27 protein-coding genes, 1 tRNA gene and 2 pseudogenes are annotated in these 25,628 nt (G+C 69.2%); 19 read left to right on the forward strand and 11 right to left on the reverse strand.

The genetic code is table 11. The features are described 5' to 3' along the window. The 4 genes from ACO057_RS04375 to ACO057_RS04390 form a co-directional block, all read left to right on the forward strand. Window positions 1–373 (forward strand): Crp/Fnr family transcriptional regulator (locus ACO057_RS04375; protein ID WP_421989136.1); only part of this gene is annotated, 373 nt, incomplete at its 5' end. A 624-nt stretch (window positions 374–997) separates the two neighbouring features. Further along, window positions 998–1,150 (forward strand): hypothetical protein, encoded by a 153-nt coding sequence (locus ACO057_RS04380; RefSeq protein ID WP_421989137.1) that lies wholly within the window; start codon window positions 998–1,000, stop codon window positions 1,148–1,150. A 15-nt stretch (window positions 1,151–1,165) separates the two neighbouring features. After that, window positions 1,166–1,240 (forward strand) — tRNA-Gly (locus ACO057_RS04385). Between the two features lie 66 nt (window positions 1,241–1,306). After that, window positions 1,307–2,089: a YoaK family protein gene (locus ACO057_RS04390; RefSeq protein WP_421989138.1), complete on the forward strand. Its 783-nt coding sequence runs from the start codon at window positions 1,307–1,309 to the stop codon at window positions 2,087–2,089. A gap of 43 nt (window positions 2,090–2,132) precedes the next feature. Here ACO057_RS04390 and ACO057_RS04395 read toward each other — a convergent pair whose 3' ends face one another. The 3 genes from ACO057_RS04395 to ACO057_RS04405 all read right to left on the reverse strand — a co-directional run bounded on the left by ACO057_RS04395 (window position 2,133) and on the right by ACO057_RS04405 (window position 3,963). Then, window positions 2,133–3,101, reverse strand: coding sequence for a Bug family tripartite tricarboxylate transporter substrate binding protein (locus ACO057_RS04395; protein ID WP_421989139.1), 969 nt, complete (start codon window positions 3,099–3,101; stop codon window positions 2,133–2,135). 83 nt (window positions 3,102–3,184) lie between these two features. Beyond that, complete coding sequence (locus tag ACO057_RS04400) at window positions 3,185–3,538, reverse strand: Rieske (2Fe-2S) protein (protein ID WP_421989140.1); 354 nt, start codon at window positions 3,536–3,538, stop codon at window positions 3,185–3,187. After that, window positions 3,535–3,963: an EVE domain-containing protein gene (locus ACO057_RS04405; RefSeq protein ID WP_421989141.1), complete on the reverse strand. Its 429-nt coding sequence runs from the start codon at window positions 3,961–3,963 to the stop codon at window positions 3,535–3,537. Before ACO057_RS04405 ends, ACO057_RS04400 begins: the two co-directional genes overlap by 4 nt. Before the next feature lie 96 nt (window positions 3,964–4,059). Here ACO057_RS04405 and ACO057_RS04410 point away from each other — a divergent pair, with 96 nt between their 5' ends. From ACO057_RS04410 to ccmI, 7 genes are all read left to right on the forward strand, one after another. Next, window positions 4,060–4,854 (forward strand): heme ABC transporter permease, encoded by a 795-nt coding sequence (locus ACO057_RS04410; protein ID WP_421989142.1) that lies wholly within the window; start codon window positions 4,060–4,062, stop codon window positions 4,852–4,854. 121 nt (window positions 4,855–4,975) lie between these two features. Further along, on the forward strand, window positions 4,976–5,110 hold the full coding sequence (ccmD, locus tag ACO057_RS04415; protein WP_421989143.1) for a heme exporter protein CcmD: 135 nt from the start codon (window positions 4,976–4,978) through the stop codon (window positions 5,108–5,110). Next, window positions 5,107–5,601, forward strand: coding sequence for a cytochrome c maturation protein CcmE (ccmE, locus tag ACO057_RS04420; protein WP_421989144.1), 495 nt, complete (start codon window positions 5,107–5,109; stop codon window positions 5,599–5,601). The genes ccmD and ccmE overlap by 4 nt, the downstream gene beginning before the upstream one ends. After that, the gene (locus ACO057_RS04425) at window positions 5,598–7,565 is read left to right on the forward strand and encodes a heme lyase CcmF/NrfE family subunit (protein ID WP_421989145.1); all 1,968 of its coding nucleotides are present in this window, start codon (window positions 5,598–5,600) and stop codon (window positions 7,563–7,565) included. The genes ccmE and ACO057_RS04425 overlap by 4 nt, the downstream gene beginning before the upstream one ends. Further along, window positions 7,562–8,137, forward strand: a complete 576-nt coding sequence (locus ACO057_RS04430) for a DsbE family thiol:disulfide interchange protein (RefSeq protein WP_421989146.1) — start codon at window positions 7,562–7,564, stop codon at window positions 8,135–8,137. The genes ACO057_RS04425 and ACO057_RS04430 overlap by 4 nt, the downstream gene beginning before the upstream one ends. Beyond that, window positions 8,137–8,601, forward strand: a complete 465-nt coding sequence (locus ACO057_RS04435; protein ID WP_421989147.1) for a cytochrome c-type biogenesis protein — start codon at window positions 8,137–8,139, stop codon at window positions 8,599–8,601. The genes ACO057_RS04430 and ACO057_RS04435 overlap by 1 nt, the downstream gene beginning before the upstream one ends. Continuing rightward, a complete protein-coding gene (ccmI, locus tag ACO057_RS04440; protein WP_421989148.1) occupies window positions 8,598–9,389 on the forward strand; it encodes a c-type cytochrome biogenesis protein CcmI in 792 nt (263 codons plus the stop codon). Before ACO057_RS04435 ends, ccmI begins: the two co-directional genes overlap by 4 nt. Before the next feature lie 9 nt (window positions 9,390–9,398). On the opposite strand, the gene ACO057_RS04445 is transcribed toward ccmI, so the two are convergent. Genes ACO057_RS04445 through ACO057_RS04455 form a run of 3 tightly spaced genes read right to left on the reverse strand, consistent with a single transcriptional unit; the run spans window position 9,399 to window position 10,673 of the window. Next, window positions 9,399–9,590 carry a hypothetical protein gene (locus ACO057_RS04445; protein ID WP_421989149.1) on the reverse strand — a complete coding sequence of 64 codons (192 nt, stop codon included), beginning with the start codon at window positions 9,588–9,590 and terminating at the stop codon, window positions 9,399–9,401. Between the two features lie 37 nt (window positions 9,591–9,627). Next, window positions 9,628–10,215: a molybdenum cofactor guanylyltransferase MobA gene (gene mobA, locus ACO057_RS04450; RefSeq protein WP_421989150.1), complete on the reverse strand. Its 588-nt coding sequence runs from the start codon at window positions 10,213–10,215 to the stop codon at window positions 9,628–9,630. Continuing rightward, entirely contained in the window at window positions 10,212–10,673 is a 462-nt protein-coding gene (locus ACO057_RS04455) for a hypothetical protein (RefSeq protein ID WP_421989151.1), read from the reverse strand. The genes mobA and ACO057_RS04455 overlap by 4 nt, the downstream gene beginning before the upstream one ends. Window positions 10,674–10,782: 109 nt before the next feature. Here ACO057_RS04455 and ACO057_RS04460 point away from each other — a divergent pair, with 109 nt between their 5' ends. The 4 genes and pseudogenes from ACO057_RS04460 (at window position 10,783) to ACO057_RS04475 (ending at window position 14,415) form a co-directional block, all read left to right on the forward strand. Then, a complete protein-coding gene (locus tag ACO057_RS04460; protein WP_421989152.1) occupies window positions 10,783–12,324 on the forward strand; it encodes an acetolactate synthase large subunit in 1,542 nt (513 codons plus the stop codon). Continuing rightward, on the forward strand, window positions 12,321–12,884 hold the full coding sequence (locus ACO057_RS04465) for a DUF2585 domain-containing protein (protein WP_421989210.1): 564 nt from the start codon (window positions 12,321–12,323) through the stop codon (window positions 12,882–12,884). The genes ACO057_RS04460 and ACO057_RS04465 overlap by 4 nt, the downstream gene beginning before the upstream one ends. 93 nt (window positions 12,885–12,977) lie before the next feature. After that, window positions 12,978–13,664 (forward strand): annotated as a pseudogene (locus ACO057_RS04470) (amidase); the annotation flags it as partial. After that, complete coding sequence (locus tag ACO057_RS04475) at window positions 13,654–14,415, forward strand: amidase family protein (RefSeq protein ID WP_421989153.1); 762 nt, start codon at window positions 13,654–13,656, stop codon at window positions 14,413–14,415. The pseudogene ACO057_RS04470 and the gene ACO057_RS04475, both read left to right, overlap by 11 nt. Here ACO057_RS04475 and ACO057_RS04480 read toward each other — a convergent pair. Beyond that, window positions 14,402–15,289: an alpha/beta fold hydrolase gene (locus tag ACO057_RS04480; protein ID WP_421989154.1), complete on the reverse strand. Its 888-nt coding sequence runs from the start codon at window positions 15,287–15,289 to the stop codon at window positions 14,402–14,404. The two genes, ACO057_RS04475 and ACO057_RS04480, sit on opposite strands and share 14 nt — an antisense overlap. 119 nt (window positions 15,290–15,408) lie before the next feature. Here ACO057_RS04480 and ACO057_RS04485 point away from each other — a divergent pair, with 119 nt between their 5' ends. Together ACO057_RS04485 and ACO057_RS04490 are read left to right on the forward strand one after the other, a co-directional pair. After that, on the forward strand, window positions 15,409–15,861 hold the full coding sequence (locus ACO057_RS04485; protein ID WP_421989155.1) for a carboxymuconolactone decarboxylase family protein: 453 nt from the start codon (window positions 15,409–15,411) through the stop codon (window positions 15,859–15,861). Between the two features lie 4 nt (window positions 15,862–15,865). Continuing rightward, complete coding sequence (locus ACO057_RS04490; protein WP_421989156.1) at window positions 15,866–16,759, forward strand: NAD(P)-dependent oxidoreductase; 894 nt, start codon at window positions 15,866–15,868, stop codon at window positions 16,757–16,759. A 50-nt stretch (window positions 16,760–16,809) separates the two neighbouring features. Here the strand turns inward: ACO057_RS04490 and ACO057_RS04495 are convergent, their stop codons facing one another. The 4 genes and pseudogenes from ACO057_RS04495 to ACO057_RS04510 all read right to left on the reverse strand — a co-directional run bounded on the left by ACO057_RS04495 (window position 16,810) and on the right by ACO057_RS04510 (window position 21,146). Further along, on the reverse strand, window positions 16,810–18,114 hold the full coding sequence (locus ACO057_RS04495; RefSeq protein WP_421989157.1) for an eCIS core domain-containing protein: 1,305 nt from the start codon (window positions 18,112–18,114) through the stop codon (window positions 16,810–16,812). Window positions 18,115–18,201: 87 nt separating this feature from the next. After that, window positions 18,202–19,053 (reverse strand): lysophospholipid acyltransferase family protein, encoded by an 852-nt coding sequence (locus ACO057_RS04500; RefSeq protein WP_421989158.1) that lies wholly within the window; start codon window positions 19,051–19,053, stop codon window positions 18,202–18,204. Beyond that, window positions 19,050–20,402: a cytochrome P450 gene (locus tag ACO057_RS04505; protein ID WP_421989159.1), complete on the reverse strand. Its 1,353-nt coding sequence runs from the start codon at window positions 20,400–20,402 to the stop codon at window positions 19,050–19,052. Before ACO057_RS04505 ends, ACO057_RS04500 begins: the two co-directional genes overlap by 4 nt. Then, a pseudogene (locus tag ACO057_RS04510) lies at window positions 20,402–21,146 on the reverse strand (SDR family NAD(P)-dependent oxidoreductase). Before ACO057_RS04510 ends, ACO057_RS04505 begins: the two are co-directional and overlap by 1 nt. 230 nt (window positions 21,147–21,376) lie before the next feature. Between ACO057_RS04510 and ACO057_RS04515 the strand changes: the two are divergent. Together ACO057_RS04515 and ACO057_RS04520 are read left to right on the forward strand one after the other, a co-directional pair. After that, entirely contained in the window at window positions 21,377–22,498 is a 1,122-nt protein-coding gene (locus ACO057_RS04515) for an efflux RND transporter periplasmic adaptor subunit (protein ID WP_421989160.1), read from the forward strand. Window positions 22,499–22,503: 5 nt separating this feature from the next. Then, the gene (locus tag ACO057_RS04520) at window positions 22,504–25,623 is read left to right on the forward strand and encodes an efflux RND transporter permease subunit (protein ID WP_421989161.1); all 3,120 of its coding nucleotides are present in this window, start codon (window positions 22,504–22,506) and stop codon (window positions 25,621–25,623) included. The last annotated feature ends 5 nt before the right edge of the window (window positions 25,624–25,628 follow it).

The raw sequence follows: 25,628 nt of genomic DNA on the forward strand, positions 1-25,628 counted from the left end.
TCGCGGGGTGGCCCGCGCCATGTATACGGCCCAGCTTGTAGATGCGGGCACGATGCGGGCCTGGATTACAAGTATGGGGCGGCGAACCAGCGCCGAGCGCGTCGCACATCTGATGTGCGATCTCTATCTCAGAGCCAATAATATATGTCAGACGAATAATTCGGAGATTTCACTTCCACTGTCGCAGATATTGCTGGCAGATGCGTTAGGAATGACACCGGTTCATCTTAATCGAATTCTAAAAGAATTTCGCCAACAGGAGATAATGAGGCTGGAGCGTGGGCAACTCATTATCATGGACCCGATAAATTTAGCGAAAATAGCTGGATTTGATGAGAATTATTTACATCGAAGAATGCGTCGCCCACATTAATTTTCGAGCGCACCCACTGTCGCGCATTATACGGGGCTCGATGCCTCTCCCGACGTAGGTTCCATTTCGTAGGTCATGAACGCCGCCTCGGGGGTAAGGCGCTCGCCGGGCCTGAGATCGTCGGTTCTAATCTCATAAACGAGGGGCCGCAGCCGATCAGCAGACCGTTCGGCTGCGCCGAGAAACGCCAGGCGCTTCTTTGCCCAGGCCCTCGCCTCGATTAGCTCCCCGCTCCAATGAACGTCAGGGATGCTAAGATCTCCGGGCACCCGAAGAAAAAAAGAGAGAATGTAAATTTTATCCCGAATCATCGGGGCCTCCCGAGAAAACCGAATTTTATCAATTCATTATAGGAACAGAACGACGTTATCCGGCTGGGAAGCAGTATCACGATCTGTGCCGGCGTATTTTGCTCTACATCAAGATCGAAGCACAAAATTCTATTTTTACATGAATAATCTTAATGCAGATTAAAGATTTATTGTAAAATATTGCGAAGTTAAGAAATTTATAAAAATTGGCATATGCGCCGCGATTTCGCTGGAACCTGACGGAAACGCGACGCCGCATGTAGGACCGCCGAAGCCACCAAGGTCATCAGGGATCGCTATCTCGGCACGATCGATGCAGATCCGCGAGCAGCTGATCGTCGAGAATTGGGACCCGGACCGGACGGTGCGCCTCTATACGGAGGGGGCGGATCAGGAGAAGATGGCGAGAGCAGCGATTGACCGGGCGGAAAAAGTCCTGTCAAAAGCTGGCAAAACCCACCGATAAGTGGCGGGAAACCGCGCGGGCGTAGTTCAGAGGTAGAACGTCAGCTTCCCAAGCTGAATGTCGGGGGTTCGATTCCCCCCGCCCGCTCCATCCCCCAGCCCAGGCGAAGAATCCCGTGGCGGCATATCCTCCAGCAGGCCCGGGCCGCGGCCTCTGATGCCCACCGCGCAGCACCGCCTCCTCGCCAGGGCCGTCACCCCGCTGCACGAGGCCGTCGCCCCTCAGCGGAGCGAGGGCACGGACCGCCAACTCGCCCTGGTGCTCAGCTTCGTCGCCGGGGCCGTGAATGCCGGCGCGCTCGTCGCCGTCGGGCAATACACCTCACACATGTCCGGGATCGTGTCGGCCCTGGCCGATCATCTCGCCATCGGCGCCTGGCTGCTGATCGCGGGCGGAATCGCGGCGCTGGTCGCCTTCACCGCGGGGGCGGCGGCCTCGGCCTGGCTGATCAACTGGGCCCGCCGCCACCATGGAGGCGCGCAATACGCGCTGCCCCTGCTGCTGGAATCCGCCCTGCTGGCCGGGTTCGGCCTGGCCGGCCTCGCCTTCCAGGGCGCCCACGGCTTCGCTTTGGCCGCCGTGCCGCTGCTCTGCTTCATCATGGGCCTGCAGAACGCGACCATCACCAAGGTCTCCGGCGCGCGGATGCGCACCACCCATGTGACCGGCATCGTGACCGATATCGGCATCGAGCTCGGCAAGTTCGCCTATTGGAACCGGAGCGAGCTTCCGCCCGTCCTGGCCGACCGGAGGAAGCTCCGATTGCTGACGTCCCTGCTCGCGGCCTTCTTCCTCGGCGGGGTGACCGGCGCGCTGGGCTTCGCGCGCCTCGGCTTCGCGGCGACGCTGCCGCTCGCCTTGATCCTCGCGCTCTATGGGAGCGCCCCGGCGGCCTCGGCCGCGCTGGGCCGGGCCGCCGTCCGACGACCCTCGCCCTGACGCCTTGGCGCCCTGAACCTTGGCGCCGTGACGCCGTGACGCCCTACTGGATATAGGCGCCCGTCGCGCGCACCACCTCGCCCCAGGCCGCCCGCTCGCGCGCCTGCATCGCGGCCAGCTCCTCCGGCGTGGAGGGCTCGGGCACTGCGCCCTGGGTGCGCAGCACCTCGATGAAGTTGGGCTGGCGCATCGCCTCGCGCACCGCCTGGTTGAGCCGCACGATGATCGGCGCCGGCGTGCGGGCCGGCGCGTAGATCGCCTTCCACAGCCCGCTGTCCAACGTGCCGCCCAGTTCCAGGATCGTCGGCGTGTCGGGGAAGAGCGCGATGCGCTGCTTGGCCGCCACGGCCACTGCCCGCGTGCCGGCGTCGCGCGTCATCGTCTCCGCGCCGCCGGCGGGCAGCGACATGCAGTCCACCTGGCTCGCCATGATGGCCTGCATGCCCGGCGCCTGGCCGGTGAAGGGCACGTGCAGCATCTCGACATTCTGCTCGCGGATCACGCGCTCCATCGCCAGATGCGCGGTGGAGGCGACGCCCCAGCTCGCGAAGGTGACCGCGCCGGGCTGCGCCTTGGCGGCGTCCATCAGGCCCCGGAAGTCGCGGATGCCCGGCCTGGACGGGCCGACGACAAAGGCGAAGGGCACGTTCGCCACGAAGCTGATGGGCGCGAAATCGCGCTCGGCGTCGTATTGCAGGTTGCGATAGGCGGTCATGTTGATCGCCTGGGTGTCGACGATACCCATCCACAGCGTGTGGCCGTCCGGCGCGGCGCGGGCCGCGGCCGTGGCGCCCACGCCGCCGCCCGCGCCTGCGCGGTTCTCGACGACCACGGAGACGCCCAGGATCGGCGTCAGCGCCTGAGCCATCGCCCGCGAGACGATGTCGTTGAGGCCGCCGGGCGGAAAGCCGGAGATGATGCGCAAGGTGCGGTCGGGATAGGCCAGCGCCGGCGACGCCAAGACGGCAGCCGCGCTCGCGCCGAGCAAGGCCCGGCGGGTGATCGAATTCATTGGAACGTCCCTATTTTATGGGACTGGACCTCTCCTCCGCGCAATTATCAAGCCGGTCGATCAGGAAATCGTCAACCGCCCCGCTACTGCCCGGCCTTGGCCGGCACGCGGACCTCGCCCTCGACGATCTCCACCGGCACGGCCTCCAGCAGGTCGCCGATGCAGGGGCCGGAGACGCAAAGCCCGTCGCCGATGCGGAAGCGCGCGCCATGGGCCGCGCAGACGATCATCTCGCGCTTGCGGTCGAGGAAGCGGTGCGGAACCAGCTCCAGCGGTACGCCGACATGCGGGCAGGAATTGACATAGACCAGCACCTCCGCCCCGCGGCGGATGGCGAAGAGGCCGGTGAAGCCGCCCGGAGCCGCGTCGAAACCGCGGGATTCGCCCTCGGGCAGTTCGTCCAGCCGGCAGAGGCTGCGCCAGGCTTGCTCGCTCACCCCCGCGCCATCTCCAGGAGGATGGCGGCATGCCCGGGCGCGATGGGCATCACCGAAAGGCGCGACTGGCGGATGAGCGAGATTCCCTCCAGCCGGGGCTCGGCCTTGATGGCGGCCAGGGTCACCGCGTGCTTCACCGGCTCGATCGCCTTCATGTCCACGCAGATCCAGCGACCGGTCTCGTCCGTCGGGTCGGGATAGGCCTCGCGCGCGACCTCGACGATGCCGACGATCTCCTTGCCGATATTGGAGTGGTAGAAGAAGACCCGGTCGCCCTTCTTCATGGCCTTCAGGAAGGCCTGGGCCTGATGGTTGCGCACGCCGCTCCAGGGCTCGACGCCATTGGCCACCTGCTGGTCCCAGCTGAAGGCATCGGGCTCGGATTTCACGAGCCAGGCGGGGGTCTTCTTGGGTCGGGCGGCCATCACGGGAATCCTGCAGCGGGGCCAGCGAACCTAGCCGCACTCCCTTGCATGCCGCCAGCGACCCGGGCCGGCTTTGATCGGGCGGCGTGAAGCCTTATGTTGGGCCGCGTGAATACCGCCTCATCCTCGCCCGGCCTGCCCCGCCAGGGTGGCTCGCTGCACCGCTTCGCCAATCCCGGCCGCTTCCTGCGGCTGACGGAGAGCTGGCTGCCCGTCCTGTCGATCGCGGCCGTGCTGGTGCTCGGCTGGGGCGCGGCCTGGGGCCTCGCCTATGCGCCGCCGGACTGGCAGCAGGGCGAGACGGTGCGGATCATGTTCGTGCATGTCCCGATGGCCTGGCTCTCCATGGGCAGCTATGCCGGCCTCGCTTTGCTCTCGGTGATGTCGCTGATCTGGCGCCATCCTCTGGCGGACCTGACGGCGCGCGAGCTCTCGCCCATCGGTGCCGCCGTGACCGCGCTGTGCCTGATCACCGGCAGCCTCTGGGGCCGGCCGATGTGGGGCACCTGGTGGGTCTGGGATGCGCGGCTGACCTCGGTGCTGGTGCTGTTCTTCCTCTGGCTGGGCCATGCCGCTTTGGTCCGCGCCTTCGACGATCCCGAGCGCGGGGCGCGCATGGGCGCGATCCTCGCCCTGGTGGGCGTGGTGAACCTTCCCATCGTGAAATTCTCGGTCGACTGGTGGAACACGCTGCACCAGCCGGCGAGCTTGACCCGGATCAATGCGCCGGGGATGCACGTCGATATCCTCTACCCCCTGCTGGTCTGCGCGGCCGGCTTCTCGCTGGCCTTCGCCGCCCTGGTGCTGGCGGCGACGCGGGCGGCCGTGATGGAGCGGCGGGTGCGCGCGCTCCAGATGGCGGCGGCGCGACGGGCGGAGGTCGTTGGATGATGCGCATGAACTCGAAGACACCGGCCGCACGGCGGCCGGCGCCGCCCCAGCGACAGCCCAGCCGGGGTGCCCGTGGCGCGGCGAAGCCAAGCGAGCGCCCGGCGTCTGAGGGCGCAAAACGATGACCACTCATTGGCTCTACGTGACGATCTCCTGGGGCATCGCGGCCGCCGTCTTCGGCACGCTGGCGCTGATGACCGTCTCGCGCACCCGGACCGCCAGGCGCCAGCTCGCCCGGCTGGAGCCGCGGCGATGACGCGCAAGAAGCGGCGCCTCTATATCCTGCTGCTCTGCGCGATCGGGGTCGGCTCGGCGACGGCGCTGACGCTCACCGCCTTCCAGGACAACCTCGTCTTCTTCCGCTCGCCCAGCGACATCGCGCGCGAGGCCCCGCCCCCCGGCCGCGCCTTCCGTCTCGGCGGCCTGGTCGAGGCCGGCAGCGTCGAGCGCGGCGGCACCACCATCCGCTTCCGCGTGACGGACGGCCCCAGCACCATCGCCGTGACCTTCACCGGCGTCCTCCCCGACCTGTTCCGCGAGGGTCAGGGCGTCGTGGCGCAGGGCGTCATGCTGGCCGACGGCACTTTTTCCGCCCGCGAAGTTCTCGCGCGACATGACGAGACCTATATGCCGCCCGAGGTCGCCGATGCGCTGAAGCGCTCGGGCCATTGGAACCCCGCCCAAGGGGCCGCGCCGCCGGCCGCGACCTGGAACACCCTCACCCCGGAACGGCGCAGCGGTTCATGATCCCAGAGCTCGGTCACTTCGCGCTGATCCTGGCGACGCTGCTCGCCCTCGCGCAATCGGTGCTGCCGCTGGTCGGCGCACAGCGCGGCGATGCCCGGCTGATGGGCGCGGCCGCGCCGCTGGCCTTCGCCGGATTTCTCGCCATCGCCATCGGCTTCGGCGCCCTGATCTGGAGCTATGCGACCAACGACACCACCGTCGCGAACGTCGTCGCCAACAGTCATTCCGCCAAGCCGATGATCTACAAGATCAGCGGCACCTGGGGGAATCACGAGGGCTCGATGGTGCTCTGGGTCCTGGTGCTGGCCATCTGCGCCGCCGCCGTCGCGGTCTTCGGCCGCGGGCTGCCCTCGGCCCTGCAGGCGCGGGTGATCGCGGTGCTGGGGACCATCTCGCTCGGCTTCCTCGCCTTCATCCTCTTCACCTCGAACCCCTTCGAGCGCGTCTGGCCGCCGGCGCTGGACGGCAACGGGCTCAACCCGTTGCTGCAGGATTTCGGCCTCGCCGTGCATCCGCCGCTGCTCTATGCGGGCTATGTCGGCTTCGCCGTGACCTTCGCCTTCGCCGTCGCCGCGCTCATCGAGGGGCGTGTGGATGCGGCCTGGGGACGCTGGGTGCGGCCCTGGGCGCTGGCCGCCTGGAGCTTCCTGACCTGCGGCATCGCGCTGGGCTCCTGGTGGGCCTATTACGAGCTCGGCTGGGGCGGCTACTGGTTCTGGGATCCGGTGGAGAACGCCTCGCTGCTGCCCTGGCTCGCGGGCACGGCGCTGGTGCATTCGGCGATCGTGGTCGAGAAGCGCGAGGCGCTGAAGATCTGGACCGTGCTGCTGGCGCTGCTGGCCTTCGCCCTCTCGCTGCTGGGCACCTTCCTCGTGCGCTCGGGCATCCTGAACAGCGTGCACTCCTTCGCCTCCGATCCCTCGCGCGGCGTGTTCATCCTGGCCCTGCTCGCGATCTACATCGCCGGCGCCTTCCTGCTCTTCGCCTGGCGCGCGCCGGCCATGACGCCGACCGGCGTCTTCGCCCCCGTCTCGCGCGAGGGCTCGCTGGTGCTGAACAACCTGCTGCTCTGCTCGATCTGCGCGGTGGTGCTGGTGGGCACGCTCTACCCGCTCTTCCTGGATCTGCTGGCGGGCCAGATGATCTCGGTCGGCCCGCCCTTCTTCAACTCGGCCGTCGGGCCGCTGGCCGTGCCGCTCATGGCCGCGATGGCCATCGGGCCGATGATGCCCTGGAAGCGCGCGGCTCTCTGGCCCGTACTCCAGCGGCTGTGGTGGGTCGCCTGCCTCGGCCTCGCGGGCTTCGTGCTGACGCTGGCCATCGCCGGATGGCACGTGCTGCCCGCCTTCGGCTTCGCCTGCGCCTTCTGGCTGATCGGCGGCGCGGTGGCCGATATCGCCGATCGCTCCGGCCTCGGCCGCACGCGCCTCGCCAATATGCTCAACCGGGCGCGCGGATTGCCGCGCTCTGCCTGGGGCGCGGCCGTCGCGCATGCGGGGGTGGGCGTCATGCTGCTGGGCATTTCGGGCATGGGCCTGGCCTCCGAGCACATCGCGGCCCTGCCGCCCGGCGGCTCGACGACCTTCGCCGGCTATGAATGGCGGCTGGAGGGCGTGCGCGACGTGACCGGCCCCAATTTCACCGCGCGCCGCGCCAGCGTCAGCGTGATGCGCGACGGGCATGTCCAGCGCGTCATGGAGCCCTCGCGCCGCTTCTTCCCGCAGGGCCGCACCACCACCACCGAGGCCGCCATCCACACCAACCTCGCCCGCGACCTCTATGTCGTGCTCGGCGAGGAGCATGACGGCCAGGCCGTGATCCGCCTGCACAACAATCCCCTGGCGCCCTGGATCTGGCTCGGCTCCTTCATCATGGCGCTGGGCGGCGCGCTCTCGCTGAGCGACCGGCGTCTGCGCGTCGCGGCCCCCGCGCCGAAGCGGCGGGACGCGGAGGCCGTAGCATGAGCCAGGCCACGTCGCGCCGGAAACTGATGGTCTATGCCCCGCTCGCCGTCGCGGGCGCGGCGGGCGTCGGCTTCTGGGCCATGCTGCGCGGCCTGGGCGACGGCAGCTTCAATCCGCGCGGCGTGCCCTCCGCACTGCTCGGGAAGAATCCGCCGGAATTCTCCCTGCCCGGCCTCGACGGCCTCGACCTGCCGCCGCTCTCCTCGCCGGACCTGCGGTTGTTCCGCAAGCCGGTCGTCGTGAACTTCTGGGCGAGCTGGTGCGTGCCCTGCATCGTCGAGCATCCGCAGCTGATGGCGATGCAGCGCCGGGGCGTGCCCATCCTCGGCATCAACTACAAGGACCGCGAGGCCGATGCGCGCACCTTCCTCACGCGGCACGGCAATCCCTTCGCGCGGCTCGGCGTGGACGCGCCCGGGCGCATCGCCATCGACTGGGGCGTCTATGGCGTGCCCGAGAGCTATGTGCTCGACCGCCACGGCGTGATCCGCTGGCGCTGGGCCGGCCCCATCACCCCCGAGGTGATGAGCGAGAGCGTGATGCCGCTGCTGCGCTCGCTCGAGAACGCGTGATGGTCCGGCCGCTTCTGCTGGCCGCGCTGCTGCTGGCGGTTCCGCTGCCCCTGATGGCGGAGACTGTCACCATCGGCGACCGCCTGGCCGACCCCGTTGCCGAAGCCCGCGCGCGCGAGATCGGCCGCGAGCTGCGCTGCCTCGTCTGCCAGAACCAGTCCATCGAGGACAGCGAGGCCGAGCTCGCGCGCGACCTGCGCCGCATCGTGCGCGAGCAGGTCGTGCGCGGCGCCTCGCATGACGAGGTGATCCGCTTCGTGCACGACCGCTACGGCGATTTCGTGCTGCTGCGCCCGCCGCTGCGCCTCGCGACGCTGCTGCTTTGGGCCACGCCGGCCCTGGCACTGCTCGGCGGGCTCTTCGCCATCTGGCGGCTGCGACGGCGCCAGCCGGGCGCGGTCACGGAACTCACCGCGGAGGAGCGCGCGCGATTGTCCAAACTTCAAGGCGAACCGCGCGCGTGACCTGGCTGGCCTTGGCCCTCGTGGCCGCCCTCATTCTCTCGCCGCTCGCCTGGGCCGCGCTGCGCCCACCCCACGCGCGCGGACGCGGCGAGGCCGATCTCGCGCTCTTCCGCGGCCAGATCGCGGAGCTCGACGCGCAACGCGCGGAAGGGCGGCTCGACGAGGCCGCGCACCGGGCCGCGACGCTGGAAGTGCAGCGCCGCCTGCTCGCCGCGCCCAGCCCCGACGCGCCGGTGTCGGCCGGCAAGCCCTCGCTGCTGTTGCTGGGCGCGCTGATCCTGGTGCCGGTCCTGGGCGTGATCTTCTATGTCGAGCGCGGCTTTCCCGAGATGCCCTCGGCCACGCTGAGCGAGCGCCGCGCGGCCGGGGCGGCCGAGGACGCCATCATTGCCCAGCTCCGCGAGCGCCTGCGCAACGCCGATGCCACGACCGAGTCCGGGCGGCAGGGCTTCATCCTGCTGGGCAATGCCGAGCGTGGACGCGGCCGGCCGGCCGAGGCCGCCGCCGCCTATCGGCGCGCCCTGGATGCGCGGTTCGACCTCGGCCTCGCGATTCGCTTCGTGGAGGTGGAGATCGAGCGGGGAGAGGCGGACAGCGCGCTCGCCTGGATCGACCGCACCCTCATGACCCAGCCTGATCCCCGGCTGCGCTTCCTGAAGGGCCTGGCTCTCGTGCGCGCGGGGCGGCCGGAGGAGGCCAGGGCCATCTGGCAGGCGCTGCTCGCCGATGCGCCGGCGGATGCGCCGTGGCGGGCAGCGGTCCAGCAGAGCCTCGACGGCCTCCCGTAGCCCGGTGCCTCAGGGCCTTCGGATGCGCGAGAAGCCGAAGGTGATGATGCCGCACATGGCGAGCAGCGCGCTCACCACCCCGGCCGCGAAGGGAACCGCCTCGTCGAGGCGCCGGGTCCCGTCGGGCGTGGACATGCCCCACCAGGCGAAGCCCCCGAGTGCCGCGGCGAGGAAAAGGCAGATCATCGCAGCGCGCCGCATGGGCCATCCTCGTTCCGGTCAGTGAGGAGCCAACGCCTCAGGACCGATCGGGATGCGCCAGCAGCCGCTCCGCCGCGGCAAGTTCCTCGGGTGTGTTCACGTTGAGGAAGGGATCGCCCTCCCATTCGACGGTCGCCACGTCATGCGCCGCGGCCCAGACGCCGACCCTGCGCTCGCCCGCCTCGATCGCCGCGCGCAGCTCGCCGGCCAGGCGCCGCGGCCAGAGCGCCACCGGCGGATGCACCCGTCCCGCCGAGGCCGCGCAGGCCAGGCCGGCGCGCGCCCCGTGCAGGCGCTCCACGAGGTCCGCCGGGAGGAAGGGCGTGTCGCCCGTCACCGTCACGACCCAGGGCAGCGGCGAGGATTCCAGCGCCGCGAGGATCCCCGCCAGAGGCCCGGGATTGCCGGGAACGGTGTCCGCCCAGACCGGCAGGCCGAAGGCGGCGAAGCGCGCGGGATCGCCATTCGCATTGATCGCGAGGCCCGCACATTGGGGCGCCAGCCGCTCGAGGACATGCGCCAGCATCGGCCTTCCACCGAGGTCGCGGAGTGGTTTGTCGCCGCCGCCCATCCGCCGCGAGAGCCCCCCGGCGAGGACGACGCCGAAGGTATCGCCGCGACTCATCCCCGGACCTGGAAGGGTCGCAGGAAGAAGACCGTCCCGAAGCCCAGCGCCCCATCGACCAGGATGGTCCGTGCCAGGAGCTGCGTACCGGGATTCAGGTTGGGTCCGCGCCCCATCAGCGCCGGTATCGCCAGCAGGTCGAAGGCGGCGATGACCACCGCGCCGAAGAGGAAGCCGAAGAGCAGGTCCGGCAGCGAGGTCGCGCGCAGCAGCGCGGCGATCACGATGCCCCAGAGCCCGCCCTGGATCAGCAGGAAGGCCAGCCAGGGCATACCGAAGGGCCCGGTGGCCGAGAGGAGATAGGCGCGCGGAAAGGGTCCGAAGAAGGCGGCGACGCTGGGGATCTTCGCGGCGTTGAAGTGCATCATGTGGATCGTTCCCTGGTGGAACGCGGCCATGCCGAGCATCCCGGCAACAAAACCATAAAGCAGGATCTTGCGCCGCAGCGACTGCGCCATGAACGCCCCCCCGTATTGCCGATTCGGCATCTTCGGCCCAGGCTACGGGCAACGTCCATAGGGACAATCGCGACGGGGCTCGAGCCCCGAGCAATGAGGAGTGCTATGCGTGAACGGTGCTGAAAGTCTGGTGCACAGCCTGCTGAAGAGCGGTGTGGACGTCTGTTTCGCGAACCCCGGCACCAGCGAGATGCACTTCGTCGCCGCGCTCGACCGGGTGCCCGGCATGCGCTGCGTGCTCGGCCTGCAGGAGAACGTCGTCACCGGTGCGGCGGACGGCTATTGGCGCATCAAGGGCAAGCCCGCCGTCACGCTGCTGCATTGCGGCCCCGGCCTCGCCAATGGCCTCGCCGGTTTGCACGACGCGCGCCGCGCGCATTCGGGCGTGGTCAACTGCGTGGGCGACCAGGCGACGTATCACCGCGTCTATGACGCCCCGCTGACGGCCGATACCGAAGGCTTCGCGCGCGGCGTCTCCTCCTGGGTGCGCACGAGCAGCAAGGCCAGCGAAGTGGGCTCCGACGTCGCCTGCGCCGTGCAGGCCGCCAAGACCTCGCCCGGCCAGGTGGCGACGCTGATCCTCCCCTCCGACACCTGCTGGGACGACACCGGTGTGATCGCCGAGGCCCTGCCCATTCCGGCCGTGCCCCAGGCCGATGGCCATGCCATCCAGAGCGCCGCCACCGTGCTGCGCAACAAGAAGAACGTGCTGATCCTGCTCGGCGGCCCGACGGCGCTGACCGAGGCCGGACAGGTCGCGGCCCAGCGCATCGTCGCGCACACCGGCGCGCATATCCTGGCCGAGACCTCCAACGCCAAGATCGCGCGCGGCCAGGGCCGCATGCAGCTCGACCGCGTGCCCTATCCGCCGGATCAGGCCGTCGCGCGGCTGAAGAGCTACGAGCAGATCATCCTGGTCGGCTCTAAGGCGCCGACCGGCTTCTTCGGCTATCCGAACCACCCCTCGCTCCACTACCCGCCGAACGCCATCCTCACGGTGCTCACGCGCCAGGAGCAGGACGCGGTGTCCGCGCTGACGGCGCTGGCCGAGGAGCTCGGCGCGCCGAAGGTGGCGATGCCCGATAACGGCCCGAAGCCCGAGCTGCCGCGCGGCGCGCCCTCGCCCGAGGGCCTCGCCCGCGTCATCGCGGCGCTGATGCCCGAGAACGCGATCATCGTCGATGAATCCGTGACCTATGGTCGCGGCCTCTCGCCGCTGACGCATTGCGCGCCGAAGCACGACTGGCTGCAGAATCGCGGCGGCGCGATCGGCTACGGCTTCCCCGTCGCGACGGGTGCGGCGGTGGCCGGCGGCGACCGGCGCGTGATCTCGCTCCAGGCCGACGGCTCGGGCATGTACACGGTGCAGGCGCTCTGGACGCAGGCCCGCGAGAAGCTGCCGATCACCACGATCGTGCTGTCCAACCGCAAGTACCAGATCCTGATCGGCGAGTATCAGAACGTGGGCGCCAATCCCGGCCCGACGGCGATGCAGATGCTGGACCTCGGCAATCCCGACCTCGACTGGGTGAAGCTGGCGAACGGCATGGGCGTGGGCGCGGCGAAGGCCTCCACGCTGGAGGAGCTGGCCGACCTCGTCGCCCAGAGCCTCTCGCAGGATGCGCCCTTCCTGATCGAGTTCCTGATCTGAGACTTTCGCGCCCCGCCTGGGTCGCGATTCTAATTGGGATGGTCGCCGTCACGGCGGCCATCCTGCTCTGGATGGGCCGCGTGCCCATCTGCGCCTGCGGCAGCGTGAAGCTGTGGCACGGGGCGGTGAACAGCTCCGAGAATTCGCAGCACATCACCGACTGGTACACGCCCTCGCACATCATCCACGGCGTGCTGTTCTACGGCGCGCTGCATCTGGTCGCGCGGCGGCTCGGCCTGCTGCCGAGGCTCGCCATCGCCACGCTGGTCGAGGCCGCGTGGGAGATCACCGAAAACACCAATGCGGTCATCAACCGCTACCGCGAAGCGACCATCGCCCTCGATTATTTCGGCGACAGCGTCCTCAATTCCGTCAGCGATATCCTGGCGATGTGGCTCGGCTTCTTCCTCGCCTCGCGGCTGCCGGTCTGGACCTCCGTCGTGCTGGTGCTGGTCTTCGAGATCGGCGTGGGCTGGATGATCCGCGATAACCTCACGCTCAACGTGCTCATGCTCCTCTGGCCGCTCGACAGCGTGAAGACCTGGCAGGGCGGCGCCTGAGCCGGCCTCTGGCCATGCTGGCGCCGACAGGGCAATGGCATCTCAAAGCCCCTGGCACGGCCCGGAGGCGCCCTGACGCAAAGGCGGATTGAGATGAGCTACGACCGTTCCCTGATCGACCTGACGGCCCGCGAGGCGGTCGCCCTGCTGCGCGCGAAAAAGGTCTCGCCGCTGGAGCTGGTGGAGGCCGCCGCCGGCCGCATCGCCGAGGTCGAGCCCGCGGTGAACGCGCTGCCCATCCTGTGCCTGGATCGCGCGCGGGACCAGGCGCGCGCCGTCGCCGGCACCGCCGCGCGGGCGGGCGATCCGAACTGGCTGGCCGGCCTGCCCCTCACCGTCAAGGATCTCGACGAGGTCGCGGGGGTGCGCCACACGGCCGGCGGCTCGGTGCTCTACGAGAACTACGTCTCCGAGAAATCGAGCCCCTCCGTCGAACTGCTGGAAGGCAATGACGGCGTCACCCTCGGCAAGTCCAACTCGCCGGAATTCGGCTTCAACGCGAGCACGATCAACGCGCTCTTCGGGCCGACGCGCAATCCCTTCGACACGCGTCTGACGGTGGGCGGCTCCTCCGGCGGCGCGGCGGCGGCCGTGGCCACGGGCGAGGGCTGGTTGGCCCTGGGCTCGGACCTCGGCTCCTCCATCCGCCTGCCGGCGGCCTTCTGCTCGGTGGTGGGGCTGCGGCCCTCGCCCGGACGCGTGCCGCGCGCACGGCGTGGCATGAGCTTCTCGATGCTGCCCGTGGTCGGGCCGATCACCCGCACGGTGGGTGACTGCGGCCTCATGCTCGACGCCATGGCCGGCGAGGTCTGGACTGATCCGCTCAGCCTGCCCAGCGCCGCGCCCCGGCACCTTCGGCGAGGCCGCCATCACGCCGCGCAAGCCCGGCCGCGTCGGCTTCTCCATGGATCTCGGCGTGACGCCGGTCGATCCCGAGGTGGCGAAGGTGGTCGAGGCCGCCATCGCCAGGCTCGCCGATGCCGGAGCGGGGATCGAGGCCTCCGCGCCCGATCTCTCGCAGGGGCGCGACGTCTTCCACGCCATTCGCGGCGTGAACCATCTGGCCGCCTTCGCGCCGCTCATCGCGCAGCATGGCGAGCGCGTGATTCCGGAAATCCATGCGAGCACGGAACGCGCGGCCGCCCTGCCCATCGCCGATTACGCGAAGGGCGAGAACGGCCGCGTGGCGATGTTCCAGCGCCTGATGGACTTCCTCGTGACCCACGACTTCCTGATCTGCCCGACGGCGATCATGACGCCCTTCCCGGCCGAATGGCGCCGCGTGGACAAGCTCGGCAATCACGATTTCGATTCCTATATCGACTGGATCGCGATCACCTTCACCTTGTCGCTCACCGGCTGCCCGGTCATCTCCGTGCCCTGCGGCTTCACCGCCTCAGGCATGCCCGTCGGGCTGCAGATCCTCGGCCGCCCGCGCGGCGAGGCGGCGCTGCTGCGCATGGCCGCCTGGTGCGAGGAGGTGCTGGGCGCCTATGGCAAGACGCCCAGGGATCCCGTCATCCGGCACTGAGGAAGGCATTGAGCGCCGCGAGCACTTCCTCCGGCGCTTCCTCGGCCAGATAGTGGCCGCTGTTCACCGCATGACCGCTGACGGGGCCGGAGGCATATTGGCCCCAGACCTCCAGCGGCTTGTACCACTGCCCGATCTTGCCCTTCGCCCCCCAGAGCGCGAGCAGCGGGCAGGTGATCCTCTCGCCCGCCACGCGGCTCGCGCGGTCGTGCTCCAGGTCGATGCTGGTGGCGGCGCGATAATCCTCGCAGATCGCGCGCACGGTGCCGGGCAGCTTCAGCGCGGCGAGGTAGTCGGCGCGCGCCTCGGGGTGGAAGAAGCTCTTGTCCTTGGGCTCGCGCGAGGTGTGAATGTCGAACCAGACCTCGGTGTCCTGCTCGATGATCGTCTCCGGTCCCGGATGCGGCTGGGCCAGCCAGAACCAATGATAGTAGCCGAGCCCGAAGGCCATATCGACGTGCTCGAAGTGATGCAGCGTCGGCACGATATCCATGGTGCAGAGGCGCTCGACGCTCGCCGCGTGGTCCAGCGTCAGGCGATGCGCCAGCCGCGCCCCGCGATCGTGGCTGACCACCTGGAAGCGCGGAAAGCCGAGCTCATGCATCAGCCCGACCACGTCCTTCGCCATCTCGCGCTTGGAATAGGGGCTGTGGTCGGCGGTGGCCGGCGGCTTCTCGGAGAAGCCGTAGCCGCGGATGTCGGCCGCCACCACGGTGAAGCGCTTCGCCAGTTCGGGCGCGACCCTGTGCCACATCGCATGGGTCTGCGGATTGCCATGCAGCAGCAGCAGCGGCGGCCCGCTGCCGCCCTTGCGGAACCGGACCGCGTGGCCCCCGATCTGCCGCGTCTCCAGCGTGAATCCCTCGAAGAACATGCGCCCCTCCCGTCGAAATTTCACGCGAGGCTAGCCCCCTTCGCAGGCCCTGCCCATTGACCGGCCGCAGGCCCTGCGCGAGCGTGCGCGCATCCGTTTGGCGATCCAGGAGAGATACGATGCCCGCAGACGACGAAGCCCTGTTCAAGAAGGGCATGCCCATCCGCCGTGCCGTGCTCGGCGCCGAATATGTCGATGCCAGCATGGCCAAGGCCGACGACTTCATGATGTCGTTCCAGCGCGCCACGACGACCTGGGCCTGGGGCTGGGCCTGGGGCGACGACACGCTGCCGCGCAAGACCCGCAGCCTGCTGAACCTCGCGATGCTGACGGCCCTCGGCCGCACGCCCGAGATCAAGCTGCACGTGAAGGGCGCGCTGAACAACGGCATCAGCGTCGAAGAGATCAAGGCCACGCTGCTGCACGCCACGGCCTATTGCGGCATCCCCGCCGGGCTCGACGCCTTCAAGGCCGCGCATGAGGTCCTGCTGGCCGAAGGCGCGATCAAGCCCAAGGAAGCCGCCGCCGAAAAGGCCCCCAAGGCGCCGAAGAAGCCCAAGGCGAAGAAGTAAGCCCATGGCACGCGTCGCCTTCGCCGGTATCGGCAATATGGGCTGGCCGATGGCCGCCAACCTGGTCAAGGCCGGCTTCGACGTCGTGGTCACGGACATCTCGGCCGAGCGCACGGCGAAGTTCGCCAGCGAGGTCGGCGGCCACGCCGCCGCTTCGCCGGCGGAGGCCGTGAAGGGCTGCGACGCCTTCATCTGCATCCTGCCCACCAGCAAGGAAGTCGCGATCGTCGCCGAGGCGGTGGCCGCGGCGCTGCCCGAAGGCGCGCTCTTCATCGACATGACCTCGGGCAATCCCACGCGCACGCGTGAGATCGCCGAGAAGCTGTCGGGCAAGAAGATCCGCATGGTGGACTGCCCGGTCTCGGGCGGCGTGCCGCGCGCGAAATCGGGCGAGCTGGCCATCATGGCCGGCGGCTCGGAGGCCGATCTCGACGCGGCGGAGCCCTATCTGAAGGCCGTGGGCACCTCCATCCATCGCTGCGGGCCGATCGGCGCGGGGCAGGCGATGAAGGCGCTCAACAACCTGGTCAGCGCGGGCGGTTTCCTGATGGGGATCGAGGCGCTGCTCGTCGGCCAGAAGTTCGGCCTCGAGCCGGGGCTGATGGTGGATGTGCTGAACGCTTCGACGGGGATGACCAATTCCTCGCAGAAGAAGTTCAAGCAGTTCGTGCTCTCGCGCCGCTTCGATTCCGGCTTCGGGCTCGACCTGATGGTGAAGGACCTCTCCATCGCGCTGGAGGTCGCCAAGGAGACGGGGGTGCCGACGCCCTTCTCCGCGCTGTGCCGCGAGATGTGGGCCAGCGCGGCCTCCATGCTCGGCAAGGGCGAGGATCACACGGCCGTCGCCAAGCTCTCCGAGCATCTGGCGCAGCAGACTCTCACCGGCGGCAACCGGTAGGCTCGATATCCGGATCATGATCCACGCGCGGGATCGTGATCCGGAGACCGTCAGTCCGGCGCCCATTGGCGCGCGAGAAGAAGCCCGCGATCCACGTGATACCGGCTGGCCGCGACCGGCTTAGGCTTGTCGAAGAAGTCCTTGAAAAAGACCTTGTCCTGCACTTCGGGACGGTAGTTGTTCATCGCCACACCCAGCACGGTCGACGCCGAGTGACGGATCTGCGCGATCTGGTTGTTGGGATTCGCGCCCCGGGCCACCACCGCGCCCAGCGCGCCCGCTGTCGCCTCCGGCGCGGCCCGGCGTGGGATCTGGGGGAAGCGTCGGATCAGCACACTATAGAGGCGCGCGATATACTCGCGGTATTCCGTCGCGCGTGCGGGAGTGAGGGCATCGGGATGATGCTGATGGGCGATCCGCGACACCTCGTCCCCAGCGAGCTCGACGAATTTCGTCTCCGGACCGTGGCCCAGGAAGGGCGGATACATGCGCCCGGTGTCATGGTCCCGATGGGCATAGCTGTCGCCGAGCGGATGCAGGGAAAAGCCGAACTCGAAAAATCCACCCGACAGATCGGCCGCGAGGCTGATCTTCTCGCGGCGTGCCGTCTCCACGTTCCAGTTGGCGCCGGTCAGGCAATGCAGGCCCCGCTGAACGTCGAGATTGGCGTCGAGATTCTTGCTCGGTTCGCGATTGGGGATGCGGTTCATGCGGCCGTAGCCGGAAAAGGGCGAGCCTTCGCCGAAGGCACGGCTCATGATCCAATTATTCGCTTCAATATAGGCATTGTTGAAGGCATTGGGGATGGCCTCGAATCCTGCCACCACCTTGTCCGCCAGATCGCCCACGGCCGAGCCAGGCGCGTCAAACCCGGCCCGGACGGCGTCGAGTTCCGAGACCTCATCGGGGAACTGGGCCCAGAAGGCGATCCGCATCGCATCGTCATCGGCCAGGCCGCAGGCCAGGGCCGTGTAATAGATCGTGTAGTAATGGCCCGCCTCCTCCCAGCAGAGCGGCTGGGATCCGTCGGCGGCAACCGTGATCCGGCAGGGCAGCCCGGCCAAGGCGCGTGGACCGAGGTGCCGCGCCTCGCGCTCCGCCTCGGCGATCGGCGCGGCGCCGCGCAGGCGAGCCTGCAGAAGATGCACGACCTCATGCGCCAGCACCTCCGCCGGTGCCTCGCCATCCAGGAGGATCGCGCCGTCCACGGCGCAGGCGCGCGTGCCGAGAGCCTCGGTGATGCGCCGCGCGGAGGCGCAGCGATGCACGCGCACGCCGGAGAGGTCCGCGCCGAAGCTGCGTTCCAGCCGCAGGCGCAGGGCATCCGGCAAAGAGTGTCCGCCGCGGACAGGCATGAGCCCCTCCCGTTCCTCAAATATATCGCCGCATGAAATCACGAATTCCGACGCCTCGCGAGGGCGGGATTTGTCGCGTCGCGCGCGTCAGCCTTCCGGCTTCCAGTCCGGCAGCATCAGCCATTGCGGCAGGTTGGCGAGGACGATCGGCTCGATCCGCGCGTCCAGCGCCGCCGTTCCCGCGCGTACATCCGCCTCGCGATCGTCCGTGCGCGGCACCTCCATCGGCGCGAGATACTCCACGCGGAAGCGCGTGCCGGGCAGGCGCCGGCAATACCCCACCACGATGGCGGCGCCCGTCGCCCGCGCCAGCCGGACGGCATATTCGATATTTCCGCCCTGACGCGGCCCACGGCCCAGGCTCGGCGCGGCCACCCGGCCATGCTGATGCTCGTCGGGAAAGACCAGCAGCACGTCGCGATCGCGCAGCAGCGCGTTCATCGCCGGGCGCGCCGCATCGCGCCCCAGCGGCAGAAGTCGCCCTCCGCCCTTGATCCGCTCGGCGACCACGGTGCGCGTGCGCAGGTCGCTGCTCGGCGGCTGGTAGAAGGCGACGGGCGGTGCGCCGGCGCGCACCATGGCGAGGCCGACCATCTCCCAATTGCCCAGATGCAGCGCGGCCACGATCAGCGGGCGATCGGCGAGGTGCCCGGCGCCCTGCACCTCCACCCTGCCCTCGTCGAAGAGCCGGATCGCGCGCGGCACCTCCAGGAAGCTGCGGGCCGTGTTGTCCCACATCTGCGTCAGCGCCGCCTCGGCATCGAGATCGGGCCGCAGCCGCGCGATGTTCGCGCGCGCGCGCTGCGTCGCCGCCGTGTAGAGCTTCGGCGCGACCCGGCGCGCCACGAAGCCCGCATAGGCCTCGGCGAGCGGCCAGGGCGCGTGGCGCATCCACGCGATCGAAAGACGGTCGAAGACGTCGAGCAGCCGCTTCTTCAACCACGCCGCTCCATCACCATCGGCAGCGTATCGCCCGGCCTGAGCGTCAGGCGGCAGACCGGATTGGCACGATGTCCGGGCACGCCGCGCAACCGGAAGCGCTGCCCCAGCGTGGCCAGGCAGAGCATCGCCTCGTAGAGCCCGAAATGCTGGCCCGTGCAGACCCGCGGCCCCAGGCTGAAGGGCAGATAGGTGTATTTCGCCGGCGGCGGCGCGTCGGGCAGGAAGCGTTCCGGGCGGAACTCGTCGGGCGCGTCCCAATGCCGCTCGTGGCGGTGCACGAGCCAGGGCGAGGCGCCGACCACCGCGCCCTTGGGCACCTCGATGTCGCCGACCATCACCGTCTCGGAAGCGCGGCGCACCAGCATGGGCACGGGCGGGTAGAGGCGCAGCGTCTCCTCCACCACGGCGCGCGTATAGGGCAGCTTGCCCAGATCCTCGAAGACCGGCGCGCGGCCACCGAGCACCGTGTCGATCTCCTCGTGGAAGCGCGCCTCCGCCCATCCCGCCTCGGAGAGCAGGAACCAGGCCCAGGCGAGGGTGTTCGCCGTCGTCTCGTGCCCCGCCATGAAGAGCGTGATGGCCTCGTTGCGGAAGGCGCGCGCATCCATGCCCGAGCCCTGCGCCATGCTGGCGATGAGCGAGCTCTGCCCGGCACGCCCGTTCAGGATGTCGCCGATCAGCTTGTCGACCACGGCGTGGATCGCCTTCACGTCGCTGCCGACGCGGAAGAACGGCAGGCGCGGGATGAAGTCCGGCAGGCCGAAGAGCGAGACGAGATCCATATTGCCGATCTTCGCCTGGTAATTCGCGAAGGAGCTCACGACCTGGCGCGCGCCGTCCCGCCCGAGGGCACTGCCGAAGAGCGTGCGGCAGATCACCTCGGCGGTGAAATGCCCCATCTCGGCCAGCAGATCGAACTGCGCGCCGTCCGGGCGCGCCTCCCAGGCCGCGCGCCATTCCTGCGCGACCTCGCACATCACGGGCGTCAGATCGGACATGCGCGAGGGATGCGTCACGGGCTGCACCACCCGCCGCCGCTCCTTCCAGACCAGCCCGTCCGAGATGAAGAGCCCGTCGCCCAGCAGCGCCTCCAGCGCGTGCTTCATCTGCGGCGACTTGCGCTCGAACGCTGTGCCGGAGCTGACGAAGACCTGTTGGATCGCCTCGGGCATGTTGAAGAGGATCAACCGCTGCGTGAGGATCTTCGTGTTGATGACCTCGGTGCGATAGGAGCTCTCGCTCCAGATCTCCAGCAGGCTGCGGCGCGCGCGCGCCAGCAGCTCGGTGATCGGCAGGCGTCCGGCGAATCGCTGCGGATGCGGCGGCGTATACGGCGCGTGGTCCATCATTCCTTGTGCACGCGCAGCGGACCGAAGGACTGGCAGACGGGCATCATCTGCAGCGTGTTGATGTTTACGCGCGGCGGCAGCGTCGCGACCCAGTGGACCGCCTCGGCGATGTCGTCGGGCAGCAGCGGATCGGCGCCGGCATAGACGCCCGCGGCCTTCGCATCGTCGCCGAAGCGGATGTTGCTGAACTCCGTGCCGCCGACGAGACCCGGCTCGATATCCGTCACGCGCACCTTGGTGCCGAAGAGGTCGGCGCGCAGGTTCAGGCTGAACTGGCGCACGAAGGCCTTGGTCGCGCCGTAGACGTTGCCGCCCGGATAGGGGAATTCGCCGGCCGTCGAGCCGATGTTGATCACATGGCCGTGGTTGCGCGCGACCATGCCCGGCAGCACGGCATGCGTCACATACATCAGGCCCTTGATGTTGGTGTCGACCATGCGGTCCCAGTCGTCGAGGCTCGCGCCCTGCGCGCCGGCCAGGCCGAGGGCGAGGCCCGCATTGTTCACGCAGACATCGATCTCCGCCCAATCCGCCGGCAGGGACGCGATCGCCCGGGGCCACCGCCGCGCGGTCGCACACGTCCAGCGTCATCGGCAGAACCGCGTCACCGAGTTCGGCGCGCAGCTCGGCCAGCCGTTCCTCGCGCCGTCCGGCGGCGATGATCCTCGCGCCATCGGCGGCGAAGCGTCTCGCGATCATGCGGCCGAAACCGGCGGTGGCGCCGGTGACGAGGATAATCATGCGGAGGACCCCATTCAGTTTGACGCAAGGTAACATTCAGCGCCCGTAAAGCCTCCCCCGCCTAAAGACATTCACAGCCGGTCCCCTTGAAGCCCGGTCAATTGTGAACCAATTGTAATGTTCTAGGGAATAGATCGCGCTCACGCGACAGGCTCCGGATCGCCGTCCAAGGGATTGCCGAACAGGGTGGGCCGGATGTCCGGGCGCCCTCGACAATTGAAGGAATCGTGATGCCGTTGGCCATCGCGCGGCGCTTCTGCGCGCCGCTGCTGTTCTCTGTCCTCGCCACCTCCGCGCTGGCGCAGCCAGGAACGCCGGACATCATCATTCGCCTCGACGAACGCCAGCTCCGCAGCGGCGCCTTCGAGCTCGGCAATCCCGAACCGGAAAGCGGCCCCGCCGAAATCGCCCTGCCCGGCGTCGTCGTGGTTCCGCCCATGCAGCTGCGCGTCGTCGCGGCCCCCGCGGCCGGGCTGCTGGAGACGCTCACCGTCTCGCCCGACGAGGTCGTGCGCCGGGGTCAGGTCATCGCCCAGCTTCGCAGCACGGAGCTGGTGGAGGCGCAGCGCCTCTTCCTCCAGGCCGTGACGACGAAGGAGCTCGCCACCGACCATCTGCGCCGCGACGAACAGCTCCATCGCGAGCGCGTGATCGCCGAGCGCCGCCTCATCACCACCCGTGCCGAGGCCACCGCCGCCAACGCCGCGCTGGACGAGCGCGTGCAGCTCCTCAACCTCTTCGGACTCAGCGACGAGGAGGTGGCCGAGCTGCGCCGCACCCGCCGCATCCAGCCCTCGCTTCCGGTGAAGAGCCCGGTGGACGGCGTGGTGCTCACGCGCGCCGCGACCGCCGGCGAACGCGTGGCCCAGGCCGCGCCGCTCATCACCATCGGCGATCTCAGCGTGCTCTGGGTCAATGCGCAGGTGCCCATCTCGCGGGTGCCGGCGCTGGCGCAGGGGTCGCGCGTTCTCGTCCCCGCCCAGGGCGCCGAGGGCACGGTGCTGCGCATCGGCCGCTCGGTCGATGCCAGCACGCAGAGCGTGACGGCGGTGGCCGAGATGACGAGCGGGACCGACGCGCTGCGTCCCGGCCAGGCCGTCACCGTCGCCATGGCGCTGCGGGGCAATGGGGGCGGGCAGTTCCGCGTGCCCGCCGGCAGCGTGGTGCGCCATCGCGAGCGCAGCTGGGTCTTCCTGCGCACGCCCGAGGGCTTCCGCGCGCGCCCCGTGACCGTTCTGAACGAGACCGCGCAGTTCACCTCCATCCGCGGCGAGCTCGCCGCCACCGACCAGGTCGCGACGCGAGGCATCCTGGCCTTGCTCGGCGAGCTTTCCGACGGCGACGAGAGCTAACGAACATGCTTGCACGTCTCGTCGACACGGCGCTGCGCCAGCGGCTGCTTGTGCTGATCCTCGCCGCCGGCCTCGCGGTCTGGGGCTTCCGCTCCTACCAGGCGCTCCCCATCGACGCCTTCCCCGACGTCTCGCCGACGCAGGTGCTTGTTTCGCTGCGCGCGCCCGGCCTCGCGCCGGAGGAGCTGGAGCAGCGCGTCACCAATCCCATCGAACAGATGATGCGGGGCATTCCCGACCTCGTCTTCATGCGCTCCACCACGCGCTTCTCGGTCACGCTGATGACCTTCGAATTCGCGCCGGGGACCGACATCTTCTGGGCGCGGGCGCAGGTGAACGAACGCCTTCAGCAGGCCATGGACGACCTGCCCGACGGCGTCTCGGGCGGCCTGGCGCCGATCGTCACGCCGCTGGCCGAAATGCTCATGTTCACCATCGAGGGCGAGAACATCACGCCCACCGACGCGCGAACGCTGATGGACTGGATCGTGCGCCCGATCCTGCGCTCCGTGCCCGGCGTCGCCGACGTGAACGTGCTGGGCGGCTTCGTGCGCACCTATGAAGTCATCCCAAGCCCATCCGCCATGGCGTCGCGCGGCATCACCACCGCCATGCTGCGCGAGGCGCTGGAGCGCAACAACCGCAATGACGGCGCCGGCCGGATCCGCGACGGCGAGGAGGCCCTGCTGGTCCGCGCCGAGGGCCGCATCCGCAGTCTGGAGGACGTGCGTTCCATCGTGCTCGCGGCCCGCCCCACGGGCGTGGTGCGCGTGGCCGATGTGGCCGACGTGCGCTTCGGCGCCCTGCCCCGCAACGGCGTGGTGACGCGCGACGGCGAAGGCGAGGCCGTCTGGGGCATCCTGCTGGGTCTGCGCGGCGTGAATGCGCGCGATGTGGTGGAGGGCGCCCGCGCGCGCATTCCCGAGATCGAGCGCCAGATGCCCGAGGGCGTGCGCCTCGTGACCTTCTACGACCGCGCGGACCTCATCGGCAAAGCCGTCTGGACCGTGCAGAAGGTGCTGCTGGAGGCCATCGCCCTCGTCGTCATCCTGCTGCTGCTCTTCCTGGGCAACTGGCGCGCGGCGCTGGTGGTCTCGCTGAGCCTGCCGCTCGCGGTGCTCGTCACCTTCGGCGTCATGTCGGTCTACGGGCTCTCGGCAAACATCATGTCCCTGGGCGGCCTGGCCATCGCCATCGGCCTGCTGGTGGATTGCGCCGTCGTCGTCGTGGAGAACACGGCGCACCGCATGAGCGAGCATCATGGCCAGCCGACCCTGAAGCAGCGCCTCGTCCTAGTGGCGGAATCGACGCGCGAGGTGATGATCCCGCTGGTCTCGGGCGTCATCATCATCGTGGCGGTCTTCGTGCCGCTGCTGTCCCTGCAAGGGCTGGAGGGACGGCTCTTCGGGCCGGTGGCGCTGACCATCACCTTCGCGCTGCTGGCGGCGCTGACGCTCGCTCTCACGGTCGTGCCGGTGCTCTGCGCCTTGCTGCTGCGCGGCGGCCATGCCGGCGAGCCCTGGCTCGTGCGCAAGATGCACGCCGTCTACGACCCCTTCCTGGAATGGGCGATGAAGCGGCCCCTCGCCATCGGCGGCTCCGCCGTGACGGGCCTCGTTCTGGCGGTGCTCGCCTTCTCGCAGGTGGGCAGCATCTTCATCCCCGTGATGGACGAGGGCACGCCGGTCATCACCCTGCGCAAGCACCCGACGATCGGCATCGAGGCGGCGGCCGACATGGACCTGCGCCTGCAGCGCCAGATCATGGCCGCGGTCCCCGAGGTGAAGCGCATCATGGGGCGCGCGGGCGCCGACGAGCTGGGCATCGACCCGGTCGGCCTCAATGAATCCGACATGTTCCTCACCTTCGCGCCGGTCGAGGAGTGGCGGCCGGAAATGCGCGCGGGCGGCACCGCCGCCTTGATGGATGCCATCCGCGTCGTGATGGAAAGCGTCCCCGGCATCACCTTCTCCTTCAACCAGCCCATCGACATGCGCGTGCAGGAGATGATCATCGGCTCGCGCGGCGACGTGGTGATCAAGGTCATCGGCCCGGACCTGGAGGAGCTGAACCGCATCGGCCGCGATATCGCGGCGGTGGTGCGCCAGGTTTCCGGCAATTCCGACGTTTTCGCCTTGCGCAACGGCGGCATGGCCTATCTCACCGTCGAGGTGGATCGACTGGCGGCCGGGCGCCTCGGCCTCAATTCCAGCGATGTGCAGGATGCGCTGCGCGTCTGGGTCGATGGCCGCAATGTCGGTTCGGTGCTCGAGGGTGACCGCCGCATTCCCGTGCTGCTGCGCGGGGAGGAAGGGCTGCGCGGATCGGCCGTCGGGCTCTCGCGCGTGCAGATCGCACTGCCGGGCGGCGGCACGGTGCTGCTGAGCCAGGTGGCCGATATCCGCGAGGAGGAAGGCCCCGTGCAGGTGATCCGCGAGCAGGCGGAACGCTTCGCGACGGTCATCACCAATGTGCGCGGCCGCGACATCGGCGGCTTTGTCGCCGAGGCGCAGGCCGCCGTGCAGCGGGACGTGCCGCTGCCGCCGGGCTACCGCCTCATCTGGGGCGGGCAGTTCGAGAACCAGCAGCGCGCGATGGCCACGCTCTCCGTCGTGGTGCCGATCGCGCTGGCGGCGATCTTCCTGCTGCTGTTCATGACCTTCGGCTCGGTGCGGCAGGCGACGCTGGTCTTCTGCAACGTTCCCTTCGCGCTGATCGGCGGGATGATCGCGCTCTGGGCTTCGGGCGAGTTCGTCTCGGTGCCGGCCTCGGTGGGCTTCCTCACGCTCATCGGCATCGCGGTGCTGAACGGCGTGGTGCTCATCAGCTACATCAACCGTCTCGTCGCGGAAGCGGGGCTGAGTCTTCAGGAGGCCGTGCGCGAGGGCGCGCGCCGGCGCATGACGCCGGTGACGCTCACGGCCGCCATCGCGGCGCTGGCGCTGGTGCCCTTCCTCTTCGCGACGGGCCCGGGCAGCGAGATCCAGAAGCCGCTGGCCATCGTCGTCATCGGCGGGCTGGTGACGGCGACCGTGCTGACGCTGGTGCTGCTGCCGATCCTCTACGAGCGCTTCGCCTTGCCCAAGGCCAAGACGCCCGAAATCCAGCACGCCCCGGCGGAGTGACCCAG

Source organism: Roseococcus sp. (genome assembly GCF_965227005.1).
Taxonomy (GTDB): domain Bacteria; phylum Pseudomonadota; class Alphaproteobacteria; order Acetobacterales; family Acetobacteraceae; genus Roseococcus.

Coding starts and splice junctions, on each gene's coding strand:
- ACO057_RS04410 (WP_421989142.1), top strand. CDS start 4,060: ATGTTGGGCCGCGTGAATACCGCCTCATCCTCGCCCGGCCTGCCCCGC.
- ACO057_RS04515 (WP_421989160.1), top strand. CDS start 21,377: ATGCCGTTGGCCATCGCGCGGCGCTTCTGCGCGCCGCTGCTGTTCTCT.
- ACO057_RS04480 (WP_421989154.1), bottom strand. CDS start 15,289: ATGTTCTTCGAGGGATTCACGCTGGAGACGCGGCAGATCGGGGGCCAC.
- ACO057_RS04435 (WP_421989147.1), top strand. CDS start 8,137: ATGGTCCGGCCGCTTCTGCTGGCCGCGCTGCTGCTGGCGGTTCCGCTG.
- ACO057_RS04520 (WP_421989161.1), top strand. CDS start 22,504: ATGCTTGCACGTCTCGTCGACACGGCGCTGCGCCAGCGGCTGCTTGTG.
- ACO057_RS04405 (WP_421989141.1), bottom strand. CDS start 3,963: ATGGCCGCCCGACCCAAGAAGACCCCCGCCTGGCTCGTGAAATCCGAG.
- ACO057_RS04425 (WP_421989145.1), top strand. CDS start 5,598: ATGATCCCAGAGCTCGGTCACTTCGCGCTGATCCTGGCGACGCTGCTC.
- ACO057_RS04445 (WP_421989149.1), bottom strand. CDS start 9,590: ATGCGGCGCGCTGCGATGATCTGCCTTTTCCTCGCCGCGGCACTCGGG.
- ACO057_RS04395 (WP_421989139.1), bottom strand. CDS start 3,101: ATGAATTCGATCACCCGCCGGGCCTTGCTCGGCGCGAGCGCGGCTGCC.
- mobA (WP_421989150.1), bottom strand. CDS start 10,215: ATGAGTCGCGGCGATACCTTCGGCGTCGTCCTCGCCGGGGGGCTCTCG.
- ACO057_RS04485 (WP_421989155.1), top strand. CDS start 15,409: ATGCCCGCAGACGACGAAGCCCTGTTCAAGAAGGGCATGCCCATCCGC.
- ACO057_RS04495 (WP_421989157.1), bottom strand. CDS start 18,114: ATGCCTGTCCGCGGCGGACACTCTTTGCCGGATGCCCTGCGCCTGCGG.
- ACO057_RS04505 (WP_421989159.1), bottom strand. CDS start 20,402: ATGGACCACGCGCCGTATACGCCGCCGCATCCGCAGCGATTCGCCGGA.
- ACO057_RS04390 (WP_421989138.1), top strand. CDS start 1,307: ATGCCCACCGCGCAGCACCGCCTCCTCGCCAGGGCCGTCACCCCGCTG.
- ACO057_RS04430 (WP_421989146.1), top strand. CDS start 7,562: ATGAGCCAGGCCACGTCGCGCCGGAAACTGATGGTCTATGCCCCGCTC.
- ACO057_RS04380 (WP_421989137.1), top strand. CDS start 998: ATGCAGATCCGCGAGCAGCTGATCGTCGAGAATTGGGACCCGGACCGG.
- ccmE (WP_421989144.1), top strand. CDS start 5,107: ATGACGCGCAAGAAGCGGCGCCTCTATATCCTGCTGCTCTGCGCGATC.
- ccmD (WP_421989143.1), top strand. CDS start 4,976: ATGACCACTCATTGGCTCTACGTGACGATCTCCTGGGGCATCGCGGCC.
- ACO057_RS04455 (WP_421989151.1), bottom strand. CDS start 10,673: ATGGCGCAGTCGCTGCGGCGCAAGATCCTGCTTTATGGTTTTGTTGCC.
- ACO057_RS04490 (WP_421989156.1), top strand. CDS start 15,866: ATGGCACGCGTCGCCTTCGCCGGTATCGGCAATATGGGCTGGCCGATG.